The sequence below is a fragment of the Cobetia sp. PDI-23MA genome, from assembly GCF_059507735.1.
The window spans coordinates 2,161,109-2,181,097 of record NZ_CM183352.1 but is presented as its reverse complement, the minus strand read 5'-3'; the positions used below and the strand labels follow the sequence as shown (position 1 = coordinate 2,181,097).

The 19,989-nt window shown below is 62.0% G+C and carries 16 protein-coding genes; 13 read left to right on the top strand and 3 right to left on the bottom strand.

Annotated elements, in window-relative coordinates; all coding sequences use genetic code 11:
- The first annotated feature begins 16 nt into the window (after positions 1 to 16).
- The 3 genes from mscL to AC5WNJ_RS09235 all read left to right on the top strand — a co-directional run bounded on the left by mscL (position 17) and on the right by AC5WNJ_RS09235 (position 4,324).
- A complete protein-coding gene (gene mscL / locus AC5WNJ_RS09245; RefSeq protein WP_153635927.1) occupies positions 17 to 499 on the top strand; it encodes a large conductance mechanosensitive channel protein MscL in 483 nt (160 codons plus the stop codon).
- A gap of 139 nt (positions 500 to 638) precedes the next feature.
- Positions 639 to 1,406, top strand: a complete 768-nt coding sequence (locus AC5WNJ_RS09240) for a TatD family hydrolase (protein WP_153635926.1) — start codon at positions 639 to 641, stop codon at positions 1,404 to 1,406.
- A gap of 152 nt (positions 1,407 to 1,558) precedes the next feature.
- Positions 1,559 to 4,324 (top strand): EAL domain-containing protein, encoded by a 2,766-nt coding sequence (locus AC5WNJ_RS09235; RefSeq protein WP_172978679.1) that lies wholly within the window; start codon positions 1,559 to 1,561, stop codon positions 4,322 to 4,324.
- A gap of 147 nt (positions 4,325 to 4,471) precedes the next feature.
- Here the strand turns inward: AC5WNJ_RS09235 and ygfZ are convergent, their stop codons facing one another.
- The gene (gene ygfZ / locus AC5WNJ_RS09230; protein WP_225346719.1) at positions 4,472 to 5,593 is read right to left on the bottom strand and encodes a CAF17-like 4Fe-4S cluster assembly/insertion protein YgfZ; all 1,122 of its coding nucleotides are present in this window, start codon (positions 5,591 to 5,593) and stop codon (positions 4,472 to 4,474) included.
- Positions 5,594 to 5,877: 284 nt separating this feature from the next.
- Here ygfZ and AC5WNJ_RS09225 point away from each other — a divergent pair, with 284 nt between their 5' ends.
- The 8 genes from AC5WNJ_RS09225 (at position 5,878) to AC5WNJ_RS09190 (ending at position 14,659) form a co-directional block, all read left to right on the top strand.
- Positions 5,878 to 6,069, top strand: coding sequence for a hypothetical protein (locus AC5WNJ_RS09225; RefSeq protein WP_153635924.1), 192 nt, complete (start codon positions 5,878 to 5,880; stop codon positions 6,067 to 6,069).
- A gap of 87 nt (positions 6,070 to 6,156) precedes the next feature.
- Positions 6,157 to 6,591, top strand: a complete 435-nt coding sequence (locus AC5WNJ_RS09220) for an OsmC family protein (protein WP_153635923.1) — start codon at positions 6,157 to 6,159, stop codon at positions 6,589 to 6,591.
- A gap of 66 nt (positions 6,592 to 6,657) precedes the next feature.
- Positions 6,658 to 8,685 (top strand): excinuclease ABC subunit UvrB, encoded by a 2,028-nt coding sequence (gene uvrB / locus AC5WNJ_RS09215; RefSeq protein WP_153635922.1) that lies wholly within the window; start codon positions 6,658 to 6,660, stop codon positions 8,683 to 8,685.
- A gap of 690 nt (positions 8,686 to 9,375) precedes the next feature.
- Positions 9,376 to 10,476 (top strand): branched-chain amino acid ABC transporter substrate-binding protein, encoded by a 1,101-nt coding sequence (locus tag AC5WNJ_RS09210; RefSeq protein ID WP_404813686.1) that lies wholly within the window; start codon positions 9,376 to 9,378, stop codon positions 10,474 to 10,476.
- 293 nt (positions 10,477 to 10,769) lie between these two features.
- The gene (gene livH, locus AC5WNJ_RS09205; protein WP_043336883.1) at positions 10,770 to 11,690 is read left to right on the top strand and encodes a high-affinity branched-chain amino acid ABC transporter permease LivH; all 921 of its coding nucleotides are present in this window, start codon (positions 10,770 to 10,772) and stop codon (positions 11,688 to 11,690) included.
- Complete coding sequence (gene livM, locus AC5WNJ_RS09200; RefSeq protein ID WP_153635920.1) at positions 11,690 to 13,015, top strand: high-affinity branched-chain amino acid ABC transporter permease LivM; 1,326 nt, start codon at positions 11,690 to 11,692, stop codon at positions 13,013 to 13,015. The genes livH and livM overlap by 1 nt, the downstream gene beginning before the upstream one ends.
- Positions 13,016 to 13,127: 112 nt before the next feature.
- The gene (gene livG / locus AC5WNJ_RS09195) at positions 13,128 to 13,883 is read left to right on the top strand and encodes a high-affinity branched-chain amino acid ABC transporter ATP-binding protein LivG (RefSeq protein ID WP_263643040.1); all 756 of its coding nucleotides are present in this window, start codon (positions 13,128 to 13,130) and stop codon (positions 13,881 to 13,883) included.
- A gap of 74 nt (positions 13,884 to 13,957) precedes the next feature.
- The gene (locus AC5WNJ_RS09190) at positions 13,958 to 14,659 is read left to right on the top strand and encodes an ABC transporter ATP-binding protein (RefSeq protein ID WP_043336899.1); all 702 of its coding nucleotides are present in this window, start codon (positions 13,958 to 13,960) and stop codon (positions 14,657 to 14,659) included.
- A gap of 156 nt (positions 14,660 to 14,815) precedes the next feature.
- On the opposite strand, the gene AC5WNJ_RS09185 is transcribed toward AC5WNJ_RS09190, so the two are convergent.
- Positions 14,816 to 15,055, bottom strand: coding sequence for a hypothetical protein (locus AC5WNJ_RS09185; protein ID WP_153635919.1), 240 nt, complete (start codon positions 15,053 to 15,055; stop codon positions 14,816 to 14,818).
- Between the two features lie 339 nt (positions 15,056 to 15,394).
- Positions 15,395 to 16,363 (bottom strand): N-acetylmuramoyl-L-alanine amidase, encoded by a 969-nt coding sequence (locus AC5WNJ_RS09180; protein ID WP_225346717.1) that lies wholly within the window; start codon positions 16,361 to 16,363, stop codon positions 15,395 to 15,397.
- A 348-nt stretch (positions 16,364 to 16,711) separates the two neighbouring features.
- On the opposite strand from AC5WNJ_RS09180, the gene AC5WNJ_RS09175 reads away from it, so the two are divergent.
- Positions 16,712 to 18,217: a fumarate hydratase gene (locus tag AC5WNJ_RS09175; protein WP_153635918.1), complete on the top strand. Its 1,506-nt coding sequence runs from the start codon at positions 16,712 to 16,714 to the stop codon at positions 18,215 to 18,217.
- A gap of 168 nt (positions 18,218 to 18,385) precedes the next feature.
- The gene (cls, locus tag AC5WNJ_RS09170) at positions 18,386 to 19,813 is read left to right on the top strand and encodes a cardiolipin synthase (RefSeq protein ID WP_153635917.1); all 1,428 of its coding nucleotides are present in this window, start codon (positions 18,386 to 18,388) and stop codon (positions 19,811 to 19,813) included.
- Positions 19,814 to 19,989: the final 176 nt, after the last annotated feature.

The following is a 19,989-nucleotide window of genomic DNA, read 5'->3' as shown; positions in this document are numbered from 1 at the left end:
TGACAGGAGATGACAGATGTCCGGATTCATGCAGGAATTTCGTGATTTTGCCGTCAAGGGTAACGTCGTCGACATGGCCGTCGGCATCATCATCGGCGGGGCATTCACACTGATCGTCAAGAGTCTGGTGGGGGACATGCTCAACCCGCTGATGGGGCTGCTGATCGGGGGGGTAGATTTCTCGAATTTCTTCATCGTGCTCAAGGAAGGCGCTCAGGCTGCCCCCTATGCCAGCCTGGATGCCGCGAAGGAAGCGGGAGCCGTGACGCTGAATTATGGCTTGTTCATCAATGCCATCATCAGTTTTGCGCTGGTGGCGCTGGCGGTCTTCGTGTTGATCCGCCAGATCAACAAGCTCAAGAAGGAAGCCGAGGAAGCGCCCGAAGAGGTCACCGACAAGGATTGCCCGTATTGCCTTTCCAGGGTGCCGCTGGCGGCGACCCGTTGTGGTCATTGCACCTCCGAACTGGCGCCGGCAGCGCCGGTGGAGGCGGCCTAGGCCATCTGCGCCAGTCACGACCACTAACAAGCAATATCGACACTTGTCCACAAGGGACCGGTCACCAGGCCGGTCCCTTCGTTTGTCTGACACACGCTGATATAGCACGATGGCTGTACGACCATCCCTGGGAGATTCCATGCTGATCGACAGCCATTGCCATCTGGATTTCGCTGACTTCACGCCGGATCGTGAGGCGGTCATCGCGCGTGCCGAGCAGGAAGACGTCTCGGCCTTCGTGGTGCCCGCCACCACGGTGGCAAGCTTCCCGGCAGTGCTGGCGCTGGCGGGTTCATCGGCGCGTATGTTCGGTGCCCTGGGGTTGCATCCCTATTTTCTGTCCGAGCATGGCGATGACGCGCTGGCGTCGCTTCATCAGGCTCTCGACCAGCATGCTGGTAAGATCGTCGCGTTGGGAGAATGTGGCTTCGATACGCGATTGGCCGATCATGACGCCCAATGGCAGCTGTTCGAGTCCCAGCTGAGCATGGCACGCGAATTCTCCTTGCCTGTCATCGTGCACTGCGTGCGCGCCAACGACGAAGTGGCCAAGCGCCTCAAGCAGGCACGACTCACCCGTGGCGGCATCATCCATGCCTTCGCGGGCAGTCAGGTGCAGGCACAGCGCTTTCTCGAGCTTGGCTTTGTGCTGGGGCTGGGCGGCAGCGTGACCTACCCGCGTGCCAACAAGCTGCGCGGAGTGGTGGCGTCACTGCCCGACGATGGCTTCGTGCTGGAAACCGATAGCCCCGACATGCCGCTGTGCGGGTTTCAGGGCCAGCGCAATGAGCCATCGCGAGTGGCGAAGGTCGCGGACGTGGTGGCGGAGCTCCGCTCGAGCAGTCGCCACGATATCGCGTTATCCACCACGACGAATGTGCAGCGTATTCTTCAACTGAACGTCTGATCTAGACTGACCTCAAAGGCCAGGCGACAGCCTGCCGACCCGGTTCAGGAGGTCGCCTCATCATCGGTAAATCAATGTCAGATTCTTCAGCACCGCGTTCCTCCTCTCGTGTGTCGTCACATGAGTCTTCTGCTGTCTTCGCGCATGCCTTCATGCCTGCTGGCCCCCGCTATCGGATGTACCTGCTGCCGCTGCTGTTGCTGGCGGCACTGCTGGCCACCGCCTGGTTGACGGCCAGCCAGATCACCCAATCCCGTGAGGCGGATCGTGAATCCGACAGGCAGCGGCTGGCCTTGTGGATCAAGAGTGAACAGCGCCTGCTCGCAGGACAGTTGCAGGAGAACGGCTACTGGGAAGAAGCCGTGACCAGGTTTCTGCGCAAGCCCGAGCTCGACACGACCTGGCTCGAGTACATGTATGGCCCCGAGTTCGCCATCAATACCGGCATACATCTGATCTCTGCGGTGCGGGGCGATGGGCAGGTGGCAGCCTGGGTGCAGCACAACGCCGGGTCGCCGGGGGCCGACTGGCTGGGCAAGCAGCCGGTGAGCTGGCGACGTGCGCTCGCCCCCGTCATGCAGGCTGCCCGCCAGTCATCGACACAATCCCAGCTGGCCTGGTTGATCGTCGATAACCAGCCATGGCTGATCGGCATGCAGGGGCTCTACGAGGATGAGGAGGCCTTGCCACCGCGAGACGAGCAGGGGCTGTTGATTTTGGGCATGCCGCTCACGACAGACCTGCTGGACGAGCAGGCGGCCGTACTGGGCTTGAAGGGTCTGAAGGTCGTCAGCAACGCCATGCCACAGCCCATCGCGACGCAGCAGATCTGCGTGGCTTTGCCGGCATCCGGCCGTGCCGATCGCTACCACCATGCCAAGGCCTGCTGGCAGGATGAGAATCGCGTCGCTCAGCTTGTGTATGAGATGGGCGCTCCGCTGGCGGTGCTGCTGTTGATCATTGTGCTGGCGGGCATGGGCACCATTGGCATGTTGGTGCGCGACAGTCGGCGCCGCAGGGCGTGTCGGGCCTATGGCGCCTATCTCGAGCATCAAAACCAGCGCCACAACACTCTCAACCAGCAATTTCTGAGCGTCCCCTACGAAACCCACGCGCCGCAGAATGCGCGTGCGTCTCTCACCCGATACCTGCAGCGCGTGCGCGAGATGCTGGGGGCGGAGATCATCATCTATCGGCGTGAGGTGGGAAATCCCAATGCCGGCTACCTGATTCTGCAGAGTCACGATGAGCGTGAGTGGTTGAGTGAAGCATCGTTGCGGCGTGATCCTCTATTGCGCCTGCCGGTAGGGCGCGTGTGCGTGTCACCCGGTGATGGCTCGCGGCGCGATGGCGATGGGAGCGTCGAGAAGAATGCCGATGAGCCGAATGACCGCGCGCTGCTGCTGTGTCAGCGACTGGGCGCCAGTCAGCTGATGGGCTATTCGGTCTCGCCGCATCCCGGGCGCAGCGAGTTGCTGCTGGTGGCCAGTCGTGGCCATCGACTCAACGCCACCGAGATGATGCCGTTGCTGGACATGACTCTCGATACGCTGGTGGTACGAGGATTGGAGCAGGAACGCGTGCTGCTCCAGCACCAGTTGCTCGAGGAGCGCGAGACGGATCTCGATACCGGCCTGCTCAGCCGTGAAGGCATGCTGCGCCTGATCAAGGTGCGGATTGATCAGCTGGGTGAGGTCGCGCCGATGGAAGGCTTCGTGCTGATGGCGCTGCGGATTGGCGGTTTGCAGGTGCTCTATGATCATGCCGGCGCCGAGCCGGGCAATCACCAGCTGGAGCAGGTCAAGAAGCGTATCGCTCCCTTGCTGGGCAATTCGGGCGATGTGGCGCGCCTCGAGACCGACAGGCTGCTGATCATGGTCCAGCGCCGGCTGCTGGAAGCGACGCGTGGCGGTATCAGTGGCTGGCTGGACAACCTGCTGAATGCCGTGCGCGACAAGGTCACGCTCAATGATGAGGTGATCTATCTGCAGCCGAGTCTGGGCATCACGCGCTACCCCGAGGATGGCCACCAGGTGGATGCGCTGGTCTATCGCGCCGAGCGTGCCTTGCACGATACCCAGCAGTGCCAACGTGAGTGGCACTTCTTCGATGAGGAGGCGGAGCGTGAGTTGCGTCGCCTCAAGCAGCTGGAGGCCGAGTTCACCGTCGCGCTGCGTGAGAATCAGCTCAGGCTCTTCGTGCAGCCGATCGTCGATGGGCGTAGCGGCCGCTTGCAGCTGTCGGAGGCGTTGATTCGCTGGCAGCACCCCGAACATGGCTTGATGGGCTCGGCGGATTTCATGGCGATCGTCGAGTCCGCACGCCTGGATGTCGCGCTGGGGCGCTGGGTGCTCAAGGAAAGCATCGCGACCTTGATGCGCGTCCACGAAAGCGGCCATGAGTTGCATCTGAGCGTCAACGTGACCGTGCGCCACATGATGGACAAGCGCTTCCTGTCAGACCTGGAAATGTTGTTCCGGCATCCGGAGCTGTGTGAGCGCCTGACGCTTGAGCTGGTCGAGAGCCAGCTGCCGGATGACATCCAGGCACTCGCCGTGCTGTTCCAGACCATCCGGGCTCACGGCGTGGCATTGGCATTGGATGACTTCGGCACCGGCTACTCCTCGTTGTCACAGCTTCAGCGGTTGCCGTTCGACAAGCTCAAGATCGATCGACAGTTCGTGACGGCGCTGGGCTCCAGCAAGGGGCAGGCCATGATCGAAGCGATGCTGGGGCTGGCGGAGGCCTTCCATCTTGCGGTGGTGGCCGAGGGCATCGAGACGCCAGAGCAGCGAGCCGAATTGCTCGCGCATGGTTGCTCGCTGCATCAGGGCTATCTCTATGCACGACCGATGCCGGTGCAGGAGCTGATCGAGCACCTGATCGCAGGGGATGGCTGGCTGCCGGAAGGGCTGTGAGCCCCGGTAGGTGCATCAGGTCTGCAATCCGTGAAAGACGAAAGCCCCGCACGTTGGCACGTGTGGGGCTTTCTTGTGGCGGCTTTCAAGCGTTAAGTCCTTCAAGGCTAAGCCCTTCAAGACAGCCAGTCCTTCAAGCCGTACCCTTCAGCCCTTGAGCTGCTCCGGGTCGCGACGCTCGACGGCATAGGGCAGTGCGCTGCGCTCAAGCTCGGTGCCATCTTCCAATGCCAACGCTATCTCTTCATCACGCAGGCTGATCACGGCCAGCAGCTCCAGGCGTCCCTGCTCATCATGGGCTGCCTGCAACACTTCGCCAAGGGACTTGCCATCGGGAGATGTGACCTTGCTGCCCACCGCCGGCAAGTCGGCCGGCTGCATTGTCGTCAGGCGTTGCAGGCGCTTCTTGACCTGACCGCGAAAGTGGGCACGTGCCACGACTTCCTGACCGGTATAGCAGCCTTTCTTGAAGCTGATCGCGGCGAGGGCTTCCAGATTGAGCATCTGCGGCAGCCAGCTGTCAGTCTGCGCGGAAGTGACCCACTGTAGACCGGCGCGGATATCTTCCAGGCGCCAGCGGGTTTCGTCGCTGGCGGCCACATCGCGTCCGAAAAGCGCCGTCGCGAGGTCTGCCAGGGCGGCATGCGGGCCGACCAGTATCGCGCGCGGGGTATTGCCTGACGGCTGGCGAGCCAGCGCGCAGGTCTGCGGTTCTTCTTCCTCGCTCGACTGCAGGGGCGACGGGAGAACCGAGCGCATGGCCAGGTCGTGCGCGGGCAGAGCCGGTGCCGCCAGGGCGTCGGCACAGGCCGCCAGAGTCTGTTCGCCGAGAAGGCCGAGCACACTCAGCTCGCACGACACCTCCAGCGTCACCTTGTAGAAGGGCGCGAACTTGGCCAGATGGGCGCGCAGCGGTTCGGCGGTGCCAGCCGGCATCACCAGCCACAGGCGCCCTTCGCTGACGCGCAGCAGCTGAGCCATGGCCAGAATGCGCCCCTTCGGTGTGCAGAAGGTCGTCAGCGGCGCCAGCTCGCCATCGACCAGACTCAGCTGCTGTGAGGTCTGCCCCTGCAGAAAGCGTTCGCCATCCTTGCCGCAGACCTCGAGGACTTCGAAATTGCCCAGCGGGGTCAACCCATTTTCGGCCAGGGTGCGGTCAGCTACGCCAGCGAGTGGCATGGAGGCATCGTCTGGCTCACCCAGCGTCAGGCGGCCGTCCTCGCCGAGCTGGTAGCCGTGGTCTTGCATCAGGGTCTTGAAGGGATTCATTTACCACCATCCTGTTGCGAAGGAGTGAACTGCCGGTGGCGCTCTGGCAACCATGCGGCATGTCGGATGCCCGCATTGTCACGCGCCAGCTGGCGGCTGTCAGCCCCTAGTGCCTCAAGTGACAGTAAAAGAACGGGCAAATCAGGGCTCCCGTCCTGCCAGGCGTTTCTGCGGCCTGGCTTGCGAAGCGTCTGGTCCGCGCTGACTGCCAGACAACCGTGCTATTCTTGACGGCTGCAATGCGCCGCGGCGCCCCTTTTTTACTGCATGACAGGAATGACACGATGGCCAGCTTTTCTCTTACTTTGATCGGTGTCGAGAGCGTCAAGGACGTCAACAAGGTCACCACGGCGCTGATGATGATGGATGGCGTCAAGGAAGCCGAGGTCGGGCGTGGCTTTGCCGAAGTCGACGGTCAGGTGCGTTATGACGCCCTGGTCAAGGCGGTCGAGAAGGCCGGTTACAAGGTCAAGTGACCGCAGTGCACAGACGCTGGACAGGCGGCGAGCAGGCAACGTCTCATGAGCGGGATCACGGACAGATCAGCGACAGGGAGGTGACGAATGAGCATCGAGGTAATCAGCCGTCGGTCAGGCAGTTTCGTGCAGCGGGTACAGGTCGCAAGCTTTGATGAGTTGCTGGTCGATGTGCCGGCGGTGGTCGGTGGCGCCGAGAGCGCTCCGGACCCGCATGACTACTTCGACCTGTCGCTGGGGGCCTGCAAGTCGATCACCGTGCAGATGTACGCAAGGCGCAAAGGCTTGCCGCTGGCGGGGATCACCACCACGGTGGACCGGGACGACAGCGACGAGCGCCGTGGCAGCGACAGCGAATACCGCCTCACGGTCAGCATGCAGTTTCTGGCCGAGGAGGGCCATGAGCTGGACGCCGAGACGCGCGCGCGTCTGATCGAGATCTCCGAGCGTTGCCCCATCCATCGCCTGATGACCAGCACCCGGGTCTTGGTGACCAGTCGAGAAGCGCCCGCGAGCGAATGATGCCGCTGGGCAATCATCTGCCTGTCGTCAGTTGAAGACCCGACTGACTGCCACCATTGAGAGCGCATGAGCAAACCATTTCGCATCGATTCCAAGTTTCAGCCGGCCGGTGACCAACCGGCGGCCATCGAGAAGCTGATAACCGGCCTGGACGCGGGTCTGGCGCATCAGACCCTCCTGGGCGTGACCGGCTCCGGCAAGACCTTCACGGTGGCCAACATCGTGGAGCGTCTGCAGCGCCCGGCCATCGTCATGGCCCCCAACAAGACGCTGGCGGCACAGCTGTACGGCGAGTTCAAGTCGTTCTTCCCCGACAACGCCGTCGAATATTTCGTCTCCTATTACGATTACTATCAGCCCGAAGCCTACGTCGCCTCCTCGGACACCTTCATCGAGAAGGATGCCTCGATCAACGACCATATCGAGCAGATGCGCCTGTCGGCGACCAAGGCGCTGCTGGAACGCCGCGATGCGATCATCGTGGTCTCCGTCTCGGCCATCTACGGCCTGGGGGATCCGGATCAATACCTGAAGATGCGCCTGCACTTCAATCGTGGTGAGCAGATTGACCAGCGTGGCTTCCTAAGGCGTCTGGCGGAGCTGCAGTACACTCGCAACGATATGGATTTCCGGCGCGGTACGTATCGGGTGCGTGGCGACGTGATCGACATCTTCCCGGCCGACTCCGAAGAGCAGGCGGTGCGTGTCGAGCTTTTCGATGACGAGATCGATTCCATCCGGCTGTTCGATCCGCTGACCGGTGAAGTGGCCGAGTCGGTGCCGCGCATGACCATCTATCCCAAGAGTCACTACGTGACGCCGCGCGAGACCATCGTCGCTGCGGTCGATCGCATCAAGGAAGAACTCGTCGAGCGCCTCGATTACTTGCGCAAGCACGATAAGCTGGTCGAGGCCCAGCGCCTGGAGCAGCGTACCCTCTATGACATCGAGATGATGATGGAGCTGGGCTACTGCAATGGCATCGAGAACTACTCGCGCTATCTGTCGGGGCGTGATCCCGGCAATGCGCCGCCGACCTTCTTCGACTACCTGCCCAAGGATGCACTGGTCTTCATCGACGAGTCCCACGTCAGCGTGCCGCAGGTCGGCGGGATGTACCGCGGTGACCGATCGCGCAAGGAGACGTTGGTGGAGTACGGCTTCCGTCTGCCGTCGGCCCTCGACAACCGCCCGATGAAATTCGAGGAGTGGGAGAGCATCCTGCCGCAGACGGTATTCGTCTCGGCGACGCCTGGCCCCTATGAGGAAGAACATGCCGGCCAGGTGGTGGAGCAGGTGGTACGTCCCACCGGGCTGCTCGATCCGATCATCGAGGTGCGTTCGGCCTCGACCCAGGTCGATGATGTGCTCTCCGAGATCAAGGCGCGCACCCAGGTGGGCGAGCGCGTGCTGATCACCACGCTGACCAAGCGCATGTCGGAAGACCTGACCGAGTATCTGGGAGAGCATGATGTGCGGGTGCGCTATCTGCACTCCGATATCGACACCGTCGAGCGTGTCGAGATCATTCGTGACCTGCGTCTGGGCAAGTTCGATGTGCTGGTCGGCATCAACCTGCTGCGTGAGGGTCTCGATATACCGGAGGTCTCGCTGGTGGCGATTCTGGATGCCGACAAGGAAGGCTTCCTGCGCTCGGAACGCTCGCTGATCCAGACCATCGGCCGCGCGGCGCGTAATGCCAACGGCAAGGCCATTCTGTACGGGGATCGCATCACCGATTCCATGCAGCGGGCCATCGCCGAGACCGAACGCCGTCGCGAGAAGCAGATGGCCTTCAATGACGAGCACGGCATCACGCCGCGCACCATCACCAAGTCGGTGGCGGATATCATGGAAGGTGCCCAGGCACCGGGCCGCAAGAGCAGCCGTCGCAAGGGCAGCGAGCGTCAGGTGGCGGAAGAGACGCCGGACTACGCCGCGCTGGCGGCCGAAGGTCCTCAGGCGCTTGAAAAGGAGATCAGCCGTCTCGAAGATGCCATGTTTGCCGCGGCCAAGAACCTCGAGTTCGAGGAAGCCGGTCGACTGCGCGACCAGATCAACGACGTCCGCAATCGCCTGATCGCGCTGGGCTGACGCTACTCTCCATCTCCCAGCTTTCGCGTTGCCAAAGGCATTACCCTGCGCGCCCGACGATGTCACCCATCGTCGGGCGCGTGGCGTTCAGGGCTGGCGTGTGCCTGTCTGCAGGTACCCTGGTACCAGCGCGCGGCGGATATGTGTTGCGCAAGTGTCATCAGCGAGTTATCCCGTTATCTTGCCTATGCTTCGCAAATCATCACATGGCAGCTCAGTGCATGGCTCAGGGGCAACCGGTTGCTCGGGGAGGGCGGCAGCATTGCTTCTCTTACAACCTTGGGCGTAGCCGGGCAGGGGGCTGCAGTGCCTCCTGATGGTGCGAGAGGAGAGGGAAATCCTGTTATCCGCGTGTTGGCATGTGCCAATGACTGGCTTTGATCGGGTTTTCCGAGGATTGTCTGGCCACATTGGGAAGCGTGGTGCTTTTCGCTATTGGTAGGCTGCCGAGCCGCATTCATGAGCGCCCAAACGGTCACTTTACATGCGTATTCGCTGCTGCCAATAATGCTTTCAAGGCATTCCTGACGTGTCGACCCCCTGCCTGCAGGCTGGCAGCGGCGCACAAGGTCAGCGAATGACAGACACTGTCGCCAGCCTTTTTCGGTCAGCCCAGCGTTGGCACCAGGCGTCAGTCAGGTCTGCCCGGCCGTAGTACAACAATAATCGGGAACAGGAATTCTCATCATGATGCGCAGGTCTCTTCTCGCTCTCGGTATCGCCGCGGCGATGTCCACCCAGGCTCAGGCCGATATCACCATCGCCATGGCAGGCCCTGTCACGGGGCCGGTTGCCCAGTACGGTGACATGCAGTTCATCGGTGCCGAGATGGCCATCGAGCGGATCAATGCCGCCGGTGGCGTCGACGGCGAGATGCTAAAGGGCGTCAAATACGATGACGCCTGTGATCCCAAGCAGGCGGTGGCGGTGGCCAACCAGATCGTCAATGACGGTGTCCAGTACGTGATCGGCCACCTGTGCTCCAGTGCGACCCAGCCGGCCTCGGACATCTACGCCGAGGAAGGCGTGATGATGATCACGGCGGCGTCCACCAGCCCGACCATCACCGAGCAGGGCTATGAGCTGGTCTTCCGCACCATCGGCCTGGATTCCCTGCAGGGGCCGGTCGCCGGGCGCTATATCGCCGAGACGGTCAAGCCCAAGCACATGGCCGTGATCCACGACAAGCAGCAGTACGGGGAAGGCATCGCCACCGGCGTGCGCGATACCGTCGAGGAAGCCGGCATCGATGTGGTGCTGTTCGAGGGCATCACGGCAGGCGACAAGGATTTTTCGGCGCTGATCTCCAAGCTCAAGAAGGAGAATGTCGACTTCGTCTACTACGGCGGCTATCACCCGGAGCTGGGCCTCTTGCTGCGTCAGTCGCGTGAGCTGGGCTTCGATGCACCCTTCATGGGCCCGGAAGGGGTCGGCAATCCGGACATTTCCAAGATCGCCGGTCAGGCCTCCGAAGGGCTTTACGTGACGCTGCCGCCGGCCTTCGAGACAGACCCGAAGAACGCCGATCTGGTCGCGGCCTTCAAGGACAAGGATCAGGACCCCTCCGGGCCATTCGTCATGCCGGCCTACACCGCGGTGGAGCTGATCGCCGATGGCATCAAGGGGGCTGACTCCACCGACCCCTATGACGTCGCCGAATATCTCAAGGCCAACAGCTTTGACACGCCCATCGGCAAGGTCGAATACGACGAGAAGGGCGATCTGAAGGACTTCAACTTCGTCGTCTACAACTGGCACGCCGACGGAACCAAGAGCGAAGCGGCACATTGATCATCGGCTGGCCTCTGCTCGTCTGAGCTCAGCCTTCGCCACGGCCATGTGACATCACATCTGGCACCTCATTTGAGCGATCATTTGAGAGAGTATTTGAGACCTCATGTGGCCGTGGTGGATCACCCCCGAAACGCTTCCCGTCATGCCACCTGGCATGGCGGGCTTCTCCGTTCGGTCGAGTCCACGGTGATGCAACATCGCCGTGCCTTCCCGTTGTCGCCGCACATGCGGCATTTCCCTGACGGTCACCGGCCACAAGCCGACGACAGTCGCGGCCAAGGGTCGTTCCAATGGAAGACATCCTCTACTTCCTGCAACAGGTCATCAATGGCCTGACCATCGGCAGTACCTATGCCTTGATCGCCATCGGCTACACGATGGTCTATGGCATCATCGGCATGATCAATTTCGCTCACGGCGAGATCTACATGATCGGCACCTACGTGACCTTCATCGTCATCGCGGCGCTGGGCATGCTGGGTATCGCCAACCCCTTCTTTCTGATGGCGGCCGCCTTGCTGGTGGCGGTGCTGGTGTCCTGTGCCTACGGCTTTGCCGTGGAGAGGGTGGCCTATCGCCCGGTACGTGGCTCAAAGCGTCTGATCGCGCTGATCTCGGCGATCGGCATGTCGATCTTCCTGCAGAACTACATGCGTCTGGCCCAGGGTTCGCGGGACATGGCGATCTCCAGCCTGATCCCGGGCGGCTGGGAGTTCGGGCTGGAAAGCTTCGCAGTCAATCTCTCCTACATGCAGGTGATCATCTTCAGCGTCACCCTGGTGTGCATGCTGCTGCTGTCGTCCTTCATCTCGCGCTCGCGTCTGGGTCGTGCCTGCCGTGCCTGCTCGCAGGATGCCGGCATGGCGCGTCTGCTGGGCATCAATACCGACATGATCATCTCGATGACCTTCGTGATCGGGGCGGCACTTGCCGCCGTGGCAGGCCTGCTGCTCGGCATGTACTACGGCGTGGTCAATCCCTACATCGGCTTCCTGGCTGGCCTCAAGGCGTTCACGGCGGCGGTGCTGGGCGGTATCGGCAGTATCCCCGGCGCCATGCTGGGTGGCCTGCTGCTGGGCGTCGCGGAGGCGCTGACCGGCGGTTACCTGTCGACTGAATACAAGGACGTGGTGGCCTTCGGACTGCTGATCCTGATTCTGCTGTTCCGTCCCTCCGGGATTCTCGGCAAGCCCGAAGTGGAGAAGATCTGATGCCCAAGCTTGCGAAACAGACTTTGAATACAGCGGGTACCTCACCCGCCGAGACGATTCCGCCACAGCCTTCCTATCGGCGTCCCTGGTGGTCGGCACTTGCGGCCGCCGTGCTGACCCTCGTGCTGGGGGGCTCGGTACTGGGTGTGCAGCTCGAGTCCACCGGCATCACCACCACGGTACGCTTGATGGGCATGGACACCTGGGGATGGTTGCTGGCCGCGGCGCTGGCCGTCTTCCTGCATCAGCTGGTACGTCCGCAGATCGAGGAGTGGCGCGCACGCACGCGCAAACCTTCACGTTTCAGCGTCCCTGATGTCATGAGCGGTCAGAAGCGTCAGCTGTGGATCATGCTGGCCATCGGTGCGTTGCTGATCTTCCCGTTCCTCTCCAACCGCTCGGCGGTGGACCTCGCCACCCTGACGCTGATCTACATCATGCTGGGCCTGGGGCTCAACGTGGTGGTAGGGCTCGCCGGGCTGCTGGATCTCGGCTACGTGGGCTTCTACGCCGTTGGGGCCTATACCTATGCGCTGCTCAACAGCTATCTGGGCTTCAGCTTCTGGGAGGCATTGCCCATCGCCGGATTGATGACGGCGCTGTTCGGCTATCTGCTTGGCTTCCCCGTGCTACGGCTGCGTGGTGACTATCTGGCCATCGTGACGCTGGGCTTCGGCGAGATCATCCGCATCCTGCTCAACAACTGGACCGAGTTGACTGGCGGCCCGAATGGCATCGCGCGCATTCCCAAGCCGACCTTGTTCAATCTCGAGTTCTCGCGGCGGGCCGACGAGGGCAACATCGCCTTCCATGAGTTCTTCGGCATCGACTATGACCCGGCCCTCAAGGTGATCTACCTGTATCTGCTGGCCTTGATTCTGGTGCTGATCACGCTGTTCGTGATCTACCGCTTGCTGCGCATGCCCATCGGGCGGGCGTGGGAGGCGCTGCGCGAGGATGACATCGCCTGTCGCTCGCTGGGGATGAACCCCACCGGTATCAAGCTCTCGGCCTTCACGATCGGTGCGAGCTTCGCCGGTTTCGCCGGTGCCTTCTTCGCTGCGCGTCAGGGTTTCATCAGCCCAGAATCCTTCACCTTCATCGAGTCGGCGATCATTCTGGCCATCGTGGTGCTGGGGGGAATGGGCTCGCAATTGGGTGTGATTCTGGCCGCGATCGCCATGACGCTGTTGCCGGAGCTGGCACGCGAATTCAATGAATATCGCATGCTGCTGTTCGGACTGATGATGGTGCTGATGATGGTATGGCGTCCTCAGGGCCTGGTGCCGCTCAAACGACCGCAGATGGAGCTCGACCGTGGCTGACACACATGATAATCAGGTCTGTGACAAGCAGGTCCACGACAGGCAAGGCCTCGACAAGGCAGCACCAGCCACCTCCTCACATCGTCAGGCGCGCGCCGAGGGTAGGGCACCGTTGCTGGATGTGTGTGACCTCACCATGCAGTTCGGTGGCCTCAAGGCCGTGGATGGGGTGACGCTTCAGGTACATCCGGGGGAGGTGGTGTCGGTCATCGGACCGAATGGTGCAGGCAAGACCACCGTCTTCAACTGCATTTCCGGCTTCTATCAGCCGACTGGCGGCGAGGTGTATTTCCAGAACCGCGCCATGCATCGTCTACCGGGCTACCGAATTGCTCAGGCTGGCATGGTGCGCACCTTCCAGAACGTGCGGTTGTTCAAGGAGATGACCGTCATCGAGAACCTGCTGGTGGCGCAGCACATGCACGCCGAACGCAACCTTCTCAAGGGACTGTTCAAGACGCCGGGCTATCGACGCAGTGAAAAGGCGCTGATGCAGCATGCCGGCGACTGGCTGGAGCGAGTCGGTCTGCTCGAATTCGCCAACCGCGAGGCGGGCAATCTGGCCTATGGCCAGCAGCGTCGGCTCGAGATCGCGCGCTGCATGGTCGCCAGGCCGCGGCTGCTGATGCTGGATGAGCCGGCGGCGGGCCTCAATCCCAATGAAACGCGCGATCTGGATGATCTGATCGTCAGCCTGACCCGCGATGAGGGCATCTCGGTGCTGTTGATCGAGCATGATATGAGTCTGGTAATGGGCATCTCGGACCACATCTACGTGGTCAATCAGGGCCAGCCGCTGGCGGATGGCAGTCCGGAAGACATACGGCGCAATGATGCCGTGATCAAGGCCTATCTGGGGGAAGAGTGATCATGAGTGAGCATGTCGAAGACGTGACACCCGAGGCCACGCTTGCCGGTGAGGAGCTCGCGCCCCGGGAGGCCATGCTGGCCCTCGAGCATCTGACCACCCACTACGGGCCGGTGCAGGCGCTCAATGATGTCTCGCTGGCCGTCGGACAGGGCGAGATCGTGACGCTGATCGGTGCCAACGGTGCCGGCAAGACGACGCTTCTAATGTCGATCTGTGGCGATCCGCGTCCGACCAGCGGGCGGGTGTGGTTCGAGGGCGAGGAGATCACCGGTACACCCACGGCGCGTGTGATGCGTGGAGGGCTGTCGGTGGTGCCGGAAGGTCGCCGCATCTTCACCGGCATGACGGTGGAGGAGAATCTTGCCATGGGCGGCTATTACCAGAGCAAGGAGGAAAACGAGCGCAGTATCGAGCACGTGCTGGGGCTCTTCCCGCGCCTCAAGGAACGCTTTCAGCAGCGCGGCGGCACCATGTCCGGCGGAGAGCAGCAGATGTTGGCCATCGGGCGCGCCCTGATGAGTCGGCCGCGGCTGTTGTTGCTCGATGAGCCATCGCTGGGGCTGGCGCCCATCGTGATCGGGCAGATCTTCGAGATCGTAGAGCAGCTGCGCGAGCAGGGCACCACCATCTTCCTGGTGGAGCAGAATGCCCATCGCGCCCTGTCGATCGCCGATCGCGGTTATGTGCTGGAGCATGGTCGCGTGGTGCTGGCGGACAGCGGCAAGGCGCTGCTGGCCAATGATGACGTGCGTCGTGCCTATCTTGGCGGCTGAGAGGCCTGGCACGTGATTCGCTGTCGCGCCTCACCAGAGGAAGGCAATGCAAAAGAACGCGCCCCTGTCACTGAAACCTCGGTGGCAGGGGCGCTTTCTTGAGGATGCGATGCAGGGTGCGAGCCAGGGGGGGGCGGGTAAAGTGGCGTGAATGGCTTACGCCGAGAGAGGTGTCACGAATTCTTCCGGAGCATAGGCGACGCCGTCATGGATACGGTAATGATCGGTAGGGCCGGAGACCTGGCAATTGCTGACGCAGGCCTGGCTGGCGGGAAGCTGGCGCAAGGGATAGCGCACGCCGGATTGACATAGCTCCAGCATCTTCTTGAGCGCGCTGCGCTCACAGAAACCGCACAGGCACTCCAGGGCGTTGTCGAGGCAGTCTTCTTCGCTCATGCCCGCCCCATAGATGCGATTGTCATCACAGACGACGAATCCAAGAGCCCCGGGGGATGTGGCGGGTGTTGTCATGTCTGCTGCCGTTTCAGGTACTGCACTGAGAATGTTGTCAGCCATGACGAACCTCATTGTGATGGGGTATTCCGGCTTCTTCGAGCCAGTCGCTAGCTTGTCTGCCCATGACCCTCTCTGGTCATGCCTCATCCCAGAGTAGACGGCGGTCGTCAAACTGCCATGCAAATCTGTTTGGTGCGTCAAGGACAAATCGATGCTGCGTCAGAAATGTGACAGGGAAGTGACATTCAGGTGACTGTCCGGGGCTCATGCCTGACGTTTTCAGGGCGGCTGGCAGCCAGGCGACTGGCGGTAACGTGCGTTGAGCGCCAGCAATATCGCGATACTCTCGACATCGAAGGCCCCACTGATCGACCCGGGACGAAAGTGTGCCTGGAACGCGGCAATCGCCAGTTCGGGCCGTGCGACGTCCACTGGGTAGCCGTAATGCGTCAGCGCCGTGAGCAGAACCTCTCGTGATGGCAGCCCTTCGCTTGCCAGTTGGCGCTGGAAGCACAGCACGTCAGAGGTGCGTGGCCAGGCACCGATGCCGGCGTCATGCAGGCGTTGCCAGGGGAATCGCGGGCCGGGGTCGGTCTTGCGCTCAGGGGCGATGTCCGAGTGCCCGACGATATCCACCGCCTTGATGCCATGGCGCGCGATGATGGGCTTGAGCAGCGTGATTAATGCAGTGATCTGCGCCTCGCTCCACGGTGCGAAGCCACGTGAGGGGGCCCAGCGCCTGGCGACCGCCTCCCTGGCATCTTCCTGCTCGCCTCCCTGCAATGGCTCCAGTGCCAGGGGCCCGGCATTGACGATCTCGATACCGATGGAGGTGTCATTGAGATTGCTGCGCTCACCCCACTGGCTGACGCCGGCATGCCAGGCGCGGCGCGCTTCCGGCACCAGCGGATAGACGCGCGGCAGGCCGGTCGCGGGCATCGGCGCCGACAGCAGATAATGAGCGCTGACCTGAGAGCCCGTCAGGCTGAGCAGGGAGCCGTGCAGATCATCATCGGTGTAGTGAAGTACCAGATGGCGAACCCGTGAATTGCTCTTGCCGTGGGGGGAGGGCGTCACCCAGTCGAAGGTATCGCTCCCGACACCTGCGCCAGAACCCGACTGGGTGCCACAGCCTGCCAGCAACATCGTGAGCGCGGCAGCGGCCAGCGACAGCAGACGCCGCGAGAAGAAGCGTCGCGGGAAGAGGCGTGGCGAGAAGGAGGGGGGTGAACAGTCGCGTGGCGTCATTGAGCAATCATCGTGGCTGAAGAAGGGGAGTCTGCATGACAGGACGGTACCGCAACGGGACGGCGGCAGTCGCTTCGCGATACACGCGACTGCCGGCAGCGAAGCAGGCGGCTCAGGGCGGGAGAGCCTTGCGCAGACTGGGCCATAACCTGCTGAATTCTCATGTCTTGCGGGTTGCAGGATTCGCTCTGCCGCCGCGTGCTCGCATGAGGTATAATCCCGCGCACCTGATCTGACGCTCGCCCCGTGGCGGCGCGATTGCCGTGCCTGACAACAGTAATCGCCCCTGTGCCCTGTGCGCCAGTGTGTCTGTCTTTTCCATCGCTTGCCCTTGAGGAGCCGATCCTGATGACCGTGATCCGCCAGGATGACCTGATCCAGAGCGTCGCCGACGCGCTGCAGTACATCTCCTACTACCATCCGAAGGATTTCATCGACGCCATGAACGCGGCGTACGAGCGTGAAGAGAATCCTGCCGCCAAGGATGCCATCGCGCAGATCCTGATCAACTCCCGGATGTGTGCCCTGGGTCATCGTCCCATCTGTCAGGACACCGGTATCGTCACCGTCTTCGTTCACGTCGGCATGAACGTGCGCTTCGAGGCCGACATGAGCCTGGATGACATGGTCAACGAAGGCGTGCGTCGCGCCTATCTGCTGCCGGACAACGTGCTGCGCGCCTCTGTGCTGGCAGACCCGGACGGCAAGCGTGCCAACACCAAGGACAACACGCCCGCCATCATCCACCACAAGCTGGTGCCGGGTGACAGCGTCGAGATCCACGTCGCGGCCAAAGGTGGCGGCAGCGAAGCCAAGTCCAAGTTCGCGATGCTCAACCCGTCCGACTCCGTAGTCGACTGGGTGCTGGAGCAGATTCCGAAGATGGGCGCTGGCTGGTGTCCGCCCGGCATGCTGGGTATCGGCATCGGCGGTACCGCCGAGAAGGCGATGCAGCTGGCCAAGGAGTCCCTGCTCGAGCCGATCGATATCCAGGAACTGAAGGCGCGTGGTGCCTCCAACCGTGCCGAAGAGATCCGTCTCGAGCTGTTCGAGAAGGTCAACGCCACTGGCGTCGGCGCCCAGGGCCTCGGTGGTCTGACCACCGTGCTCGACATCAAGGTCATGGATTATCCGACCCACGCGGCCAACAAGCCGGTGGCGATCATCCCGAACTGTGCGGCGACCCGTCACGTGCACTTCACCCTGGATGGCAGCGGTGTGGCAGAACTGCCGGCACCCAAGCTCGAGGACTGGCCGGAAATCACCCGTGAAGCAGGCGACAGTGTCAAGCGTGTCAACCTCGACACCGTGACGCCCGAGGAAGTGCAGAGCTGGCAGCCGGGCGACACCCTGCTGCTCAATGGCAAGCTGCTGACCGGCCGTGACGCCGCTCACAAGCGCATGACCGAGATGTTGGCACGCGGCGAGCAGCTGCCGGTCGATCTCAAGGGTCGCTTCATCTATTACGTCGGCCCGGTCGACCCGATCCGTGACGAAGTCGTCGGTCCGGCTGGCCCGACCACCGCGACCCGCATGGACAAGTTCACGCGCACCTTGCTGGAAGAGACCGGCCTCTTGGGCATGGTCGGCAAGGCAGAGCGTGGCCCGACCGCGATCGACGCCATCCGTGACAACAAGTCCAGCTACCTGATGGCCGTCGGCGGCGCTGCCTACCTGGTCGCCCAGGCGATCAAGAAATCCCGTGTGCTGGCATTTGAAGACCTGGGCATGGAAGCGATCTACGAATTCGAGGTCGAAGACATGCCGGTGACCGTAGCCGTCGACAGCGCGGGTGTCTCCGTGCACCAGACGGGCCCGGCCAAGTGGAAGGAAATCATCGCTGAGCGTGCATGATGGCCCTGTCGTGATACGCCGTCGTATCGTGTGGATATGACCTGAAGACCCCCGCCGGTGATGGCATGCCGGCGGGGGTCTTCGTCTGTGTGCCGTCGATGTCATGGCATCGTTGCGCGCACTGCTGTGGCATACTCTGGCAACCCTGACGCCTGCAATGGAGCTGCAATGACCGCCTGGTTACTTGGCTTTCTGCTGTTGAGCAGTCACATTCTGGGTGCGATGACCGCCGTCATGGCCCTGATGTCCAGTCGTACCTCCCAGGGTGCGATCGCCTGGATTCTGTGTCTGCTGACCTTTCCCTACGTCGCCCTGCCACTGTACTGGGTATTCGGGCGTCCACGTTTCTATGGTTATGTCAGCGCTCGCGAGGAGCGCGACTCGACCATGCGCCGCGTCTTGATGCGTTTCCGTCCCAAACTGTCGCCGTGGCTGTCACGCCCGCTGGGCGGCAATCCCACCCATCTGGATGCCATAGAGCGCCTGGCGATGATGCCTGTCACCACCGGCAACCGCGCCAAGTTGTTGATCAATGGCGAGCACACCTTCGATTCGCTGTTTCATGCCATCGATACCGCCGAGGATTACATCCTGATCCAGTTCTTCATCGTGCGAAACGATGAACTGGGGGTGCGTCTCAAGCAGAAGTTGATGCGCCGCGCCGAACGCGGCGTGCGGGTCTGTTTCCTGTATGACGAGATCGGCTCGCGCAAGCTGCCCGACGGCTATCTGAATGATCTGATGGAATCGGGGTGTGAGGTCAGTGCCTTCAATTCCTCGCGGGGCTGGCGTCATCGTTTCCAGATCAACTTCCGTAATCATCGCAAGATCACCGTCATCGACGGCCGTGTCGGCTTCGTGGGCGGGCTGAATGTCGGCAATGAATATCTGGGCCATTCCGAGCGTTACGGGGCCTGGCGTGATACCCATCTCAAGCTTGAGGGCCCCAGCGTGATGGGCCTGCAGGAAGCCTTCTGGGAAGACTGGCACTGGGCGACCGGTGAGGTGCTGTCGCTTGAATGGCAGCCGCAGATCAGCTGTGACGAATGTCAGCATGTAGTGATCGTGCCTTCCGGCCCGGCGGACCGCCGCGAGACGGCCAGCCTGCTGGTGCAGCAGGCGATTCACTCCTCGGTCAGCCGCATCTGGATCACCAGCCCTTATTTCGTGCCGGACCAGGGCGTGCAGGATGCGCTCAAGATCGCTGCGCTGCGCGGGGTGGATGTGCGGGTGATGATTCCTGAGCGACCCGATCACCTGCTGGTGTTCCTGTCGGCGTTCTCGTTCCTGTCCGAGATGATTCGCTCCGGCGTACGCGTCTTCCGCTATCAGCCAGGCTTCCTGCATCAGAAGGTGATGTTGATGGATAGTCATACGGCAACCATCGGCACCGTCAATCTTGACAACCGCTCCTTCCGCCTCAACTTCGAGATCACGGCGTTCGTGCCCGATCACCAGTTTGCCTCGGAAGTGGAGGCGATGCTCGAAGAGGACTTCCGCCACTGTCGTGAAATCAGCTGCGAAGAGCTGGATGCGCGGCCGATGTGGCGCAAGCTGATCTCGCGCGCGGCCTATCTGCTGGCTCCCATCCAGTAATCCAGCATCCTGCATGCGACAAGCGCCTGCCGAGCTGAGCAAAACTCGCTCGGCAGGTCTTGCCAATCGCCGCGCCAGCAGGCATCTTCTCGCTATAACTGATCGCCTTCTTATTTCTTAAATGAATAAAGTGAGAGCCTTGAGGTGCTTCGCATGCCATGCACGCGAAGCGTCGC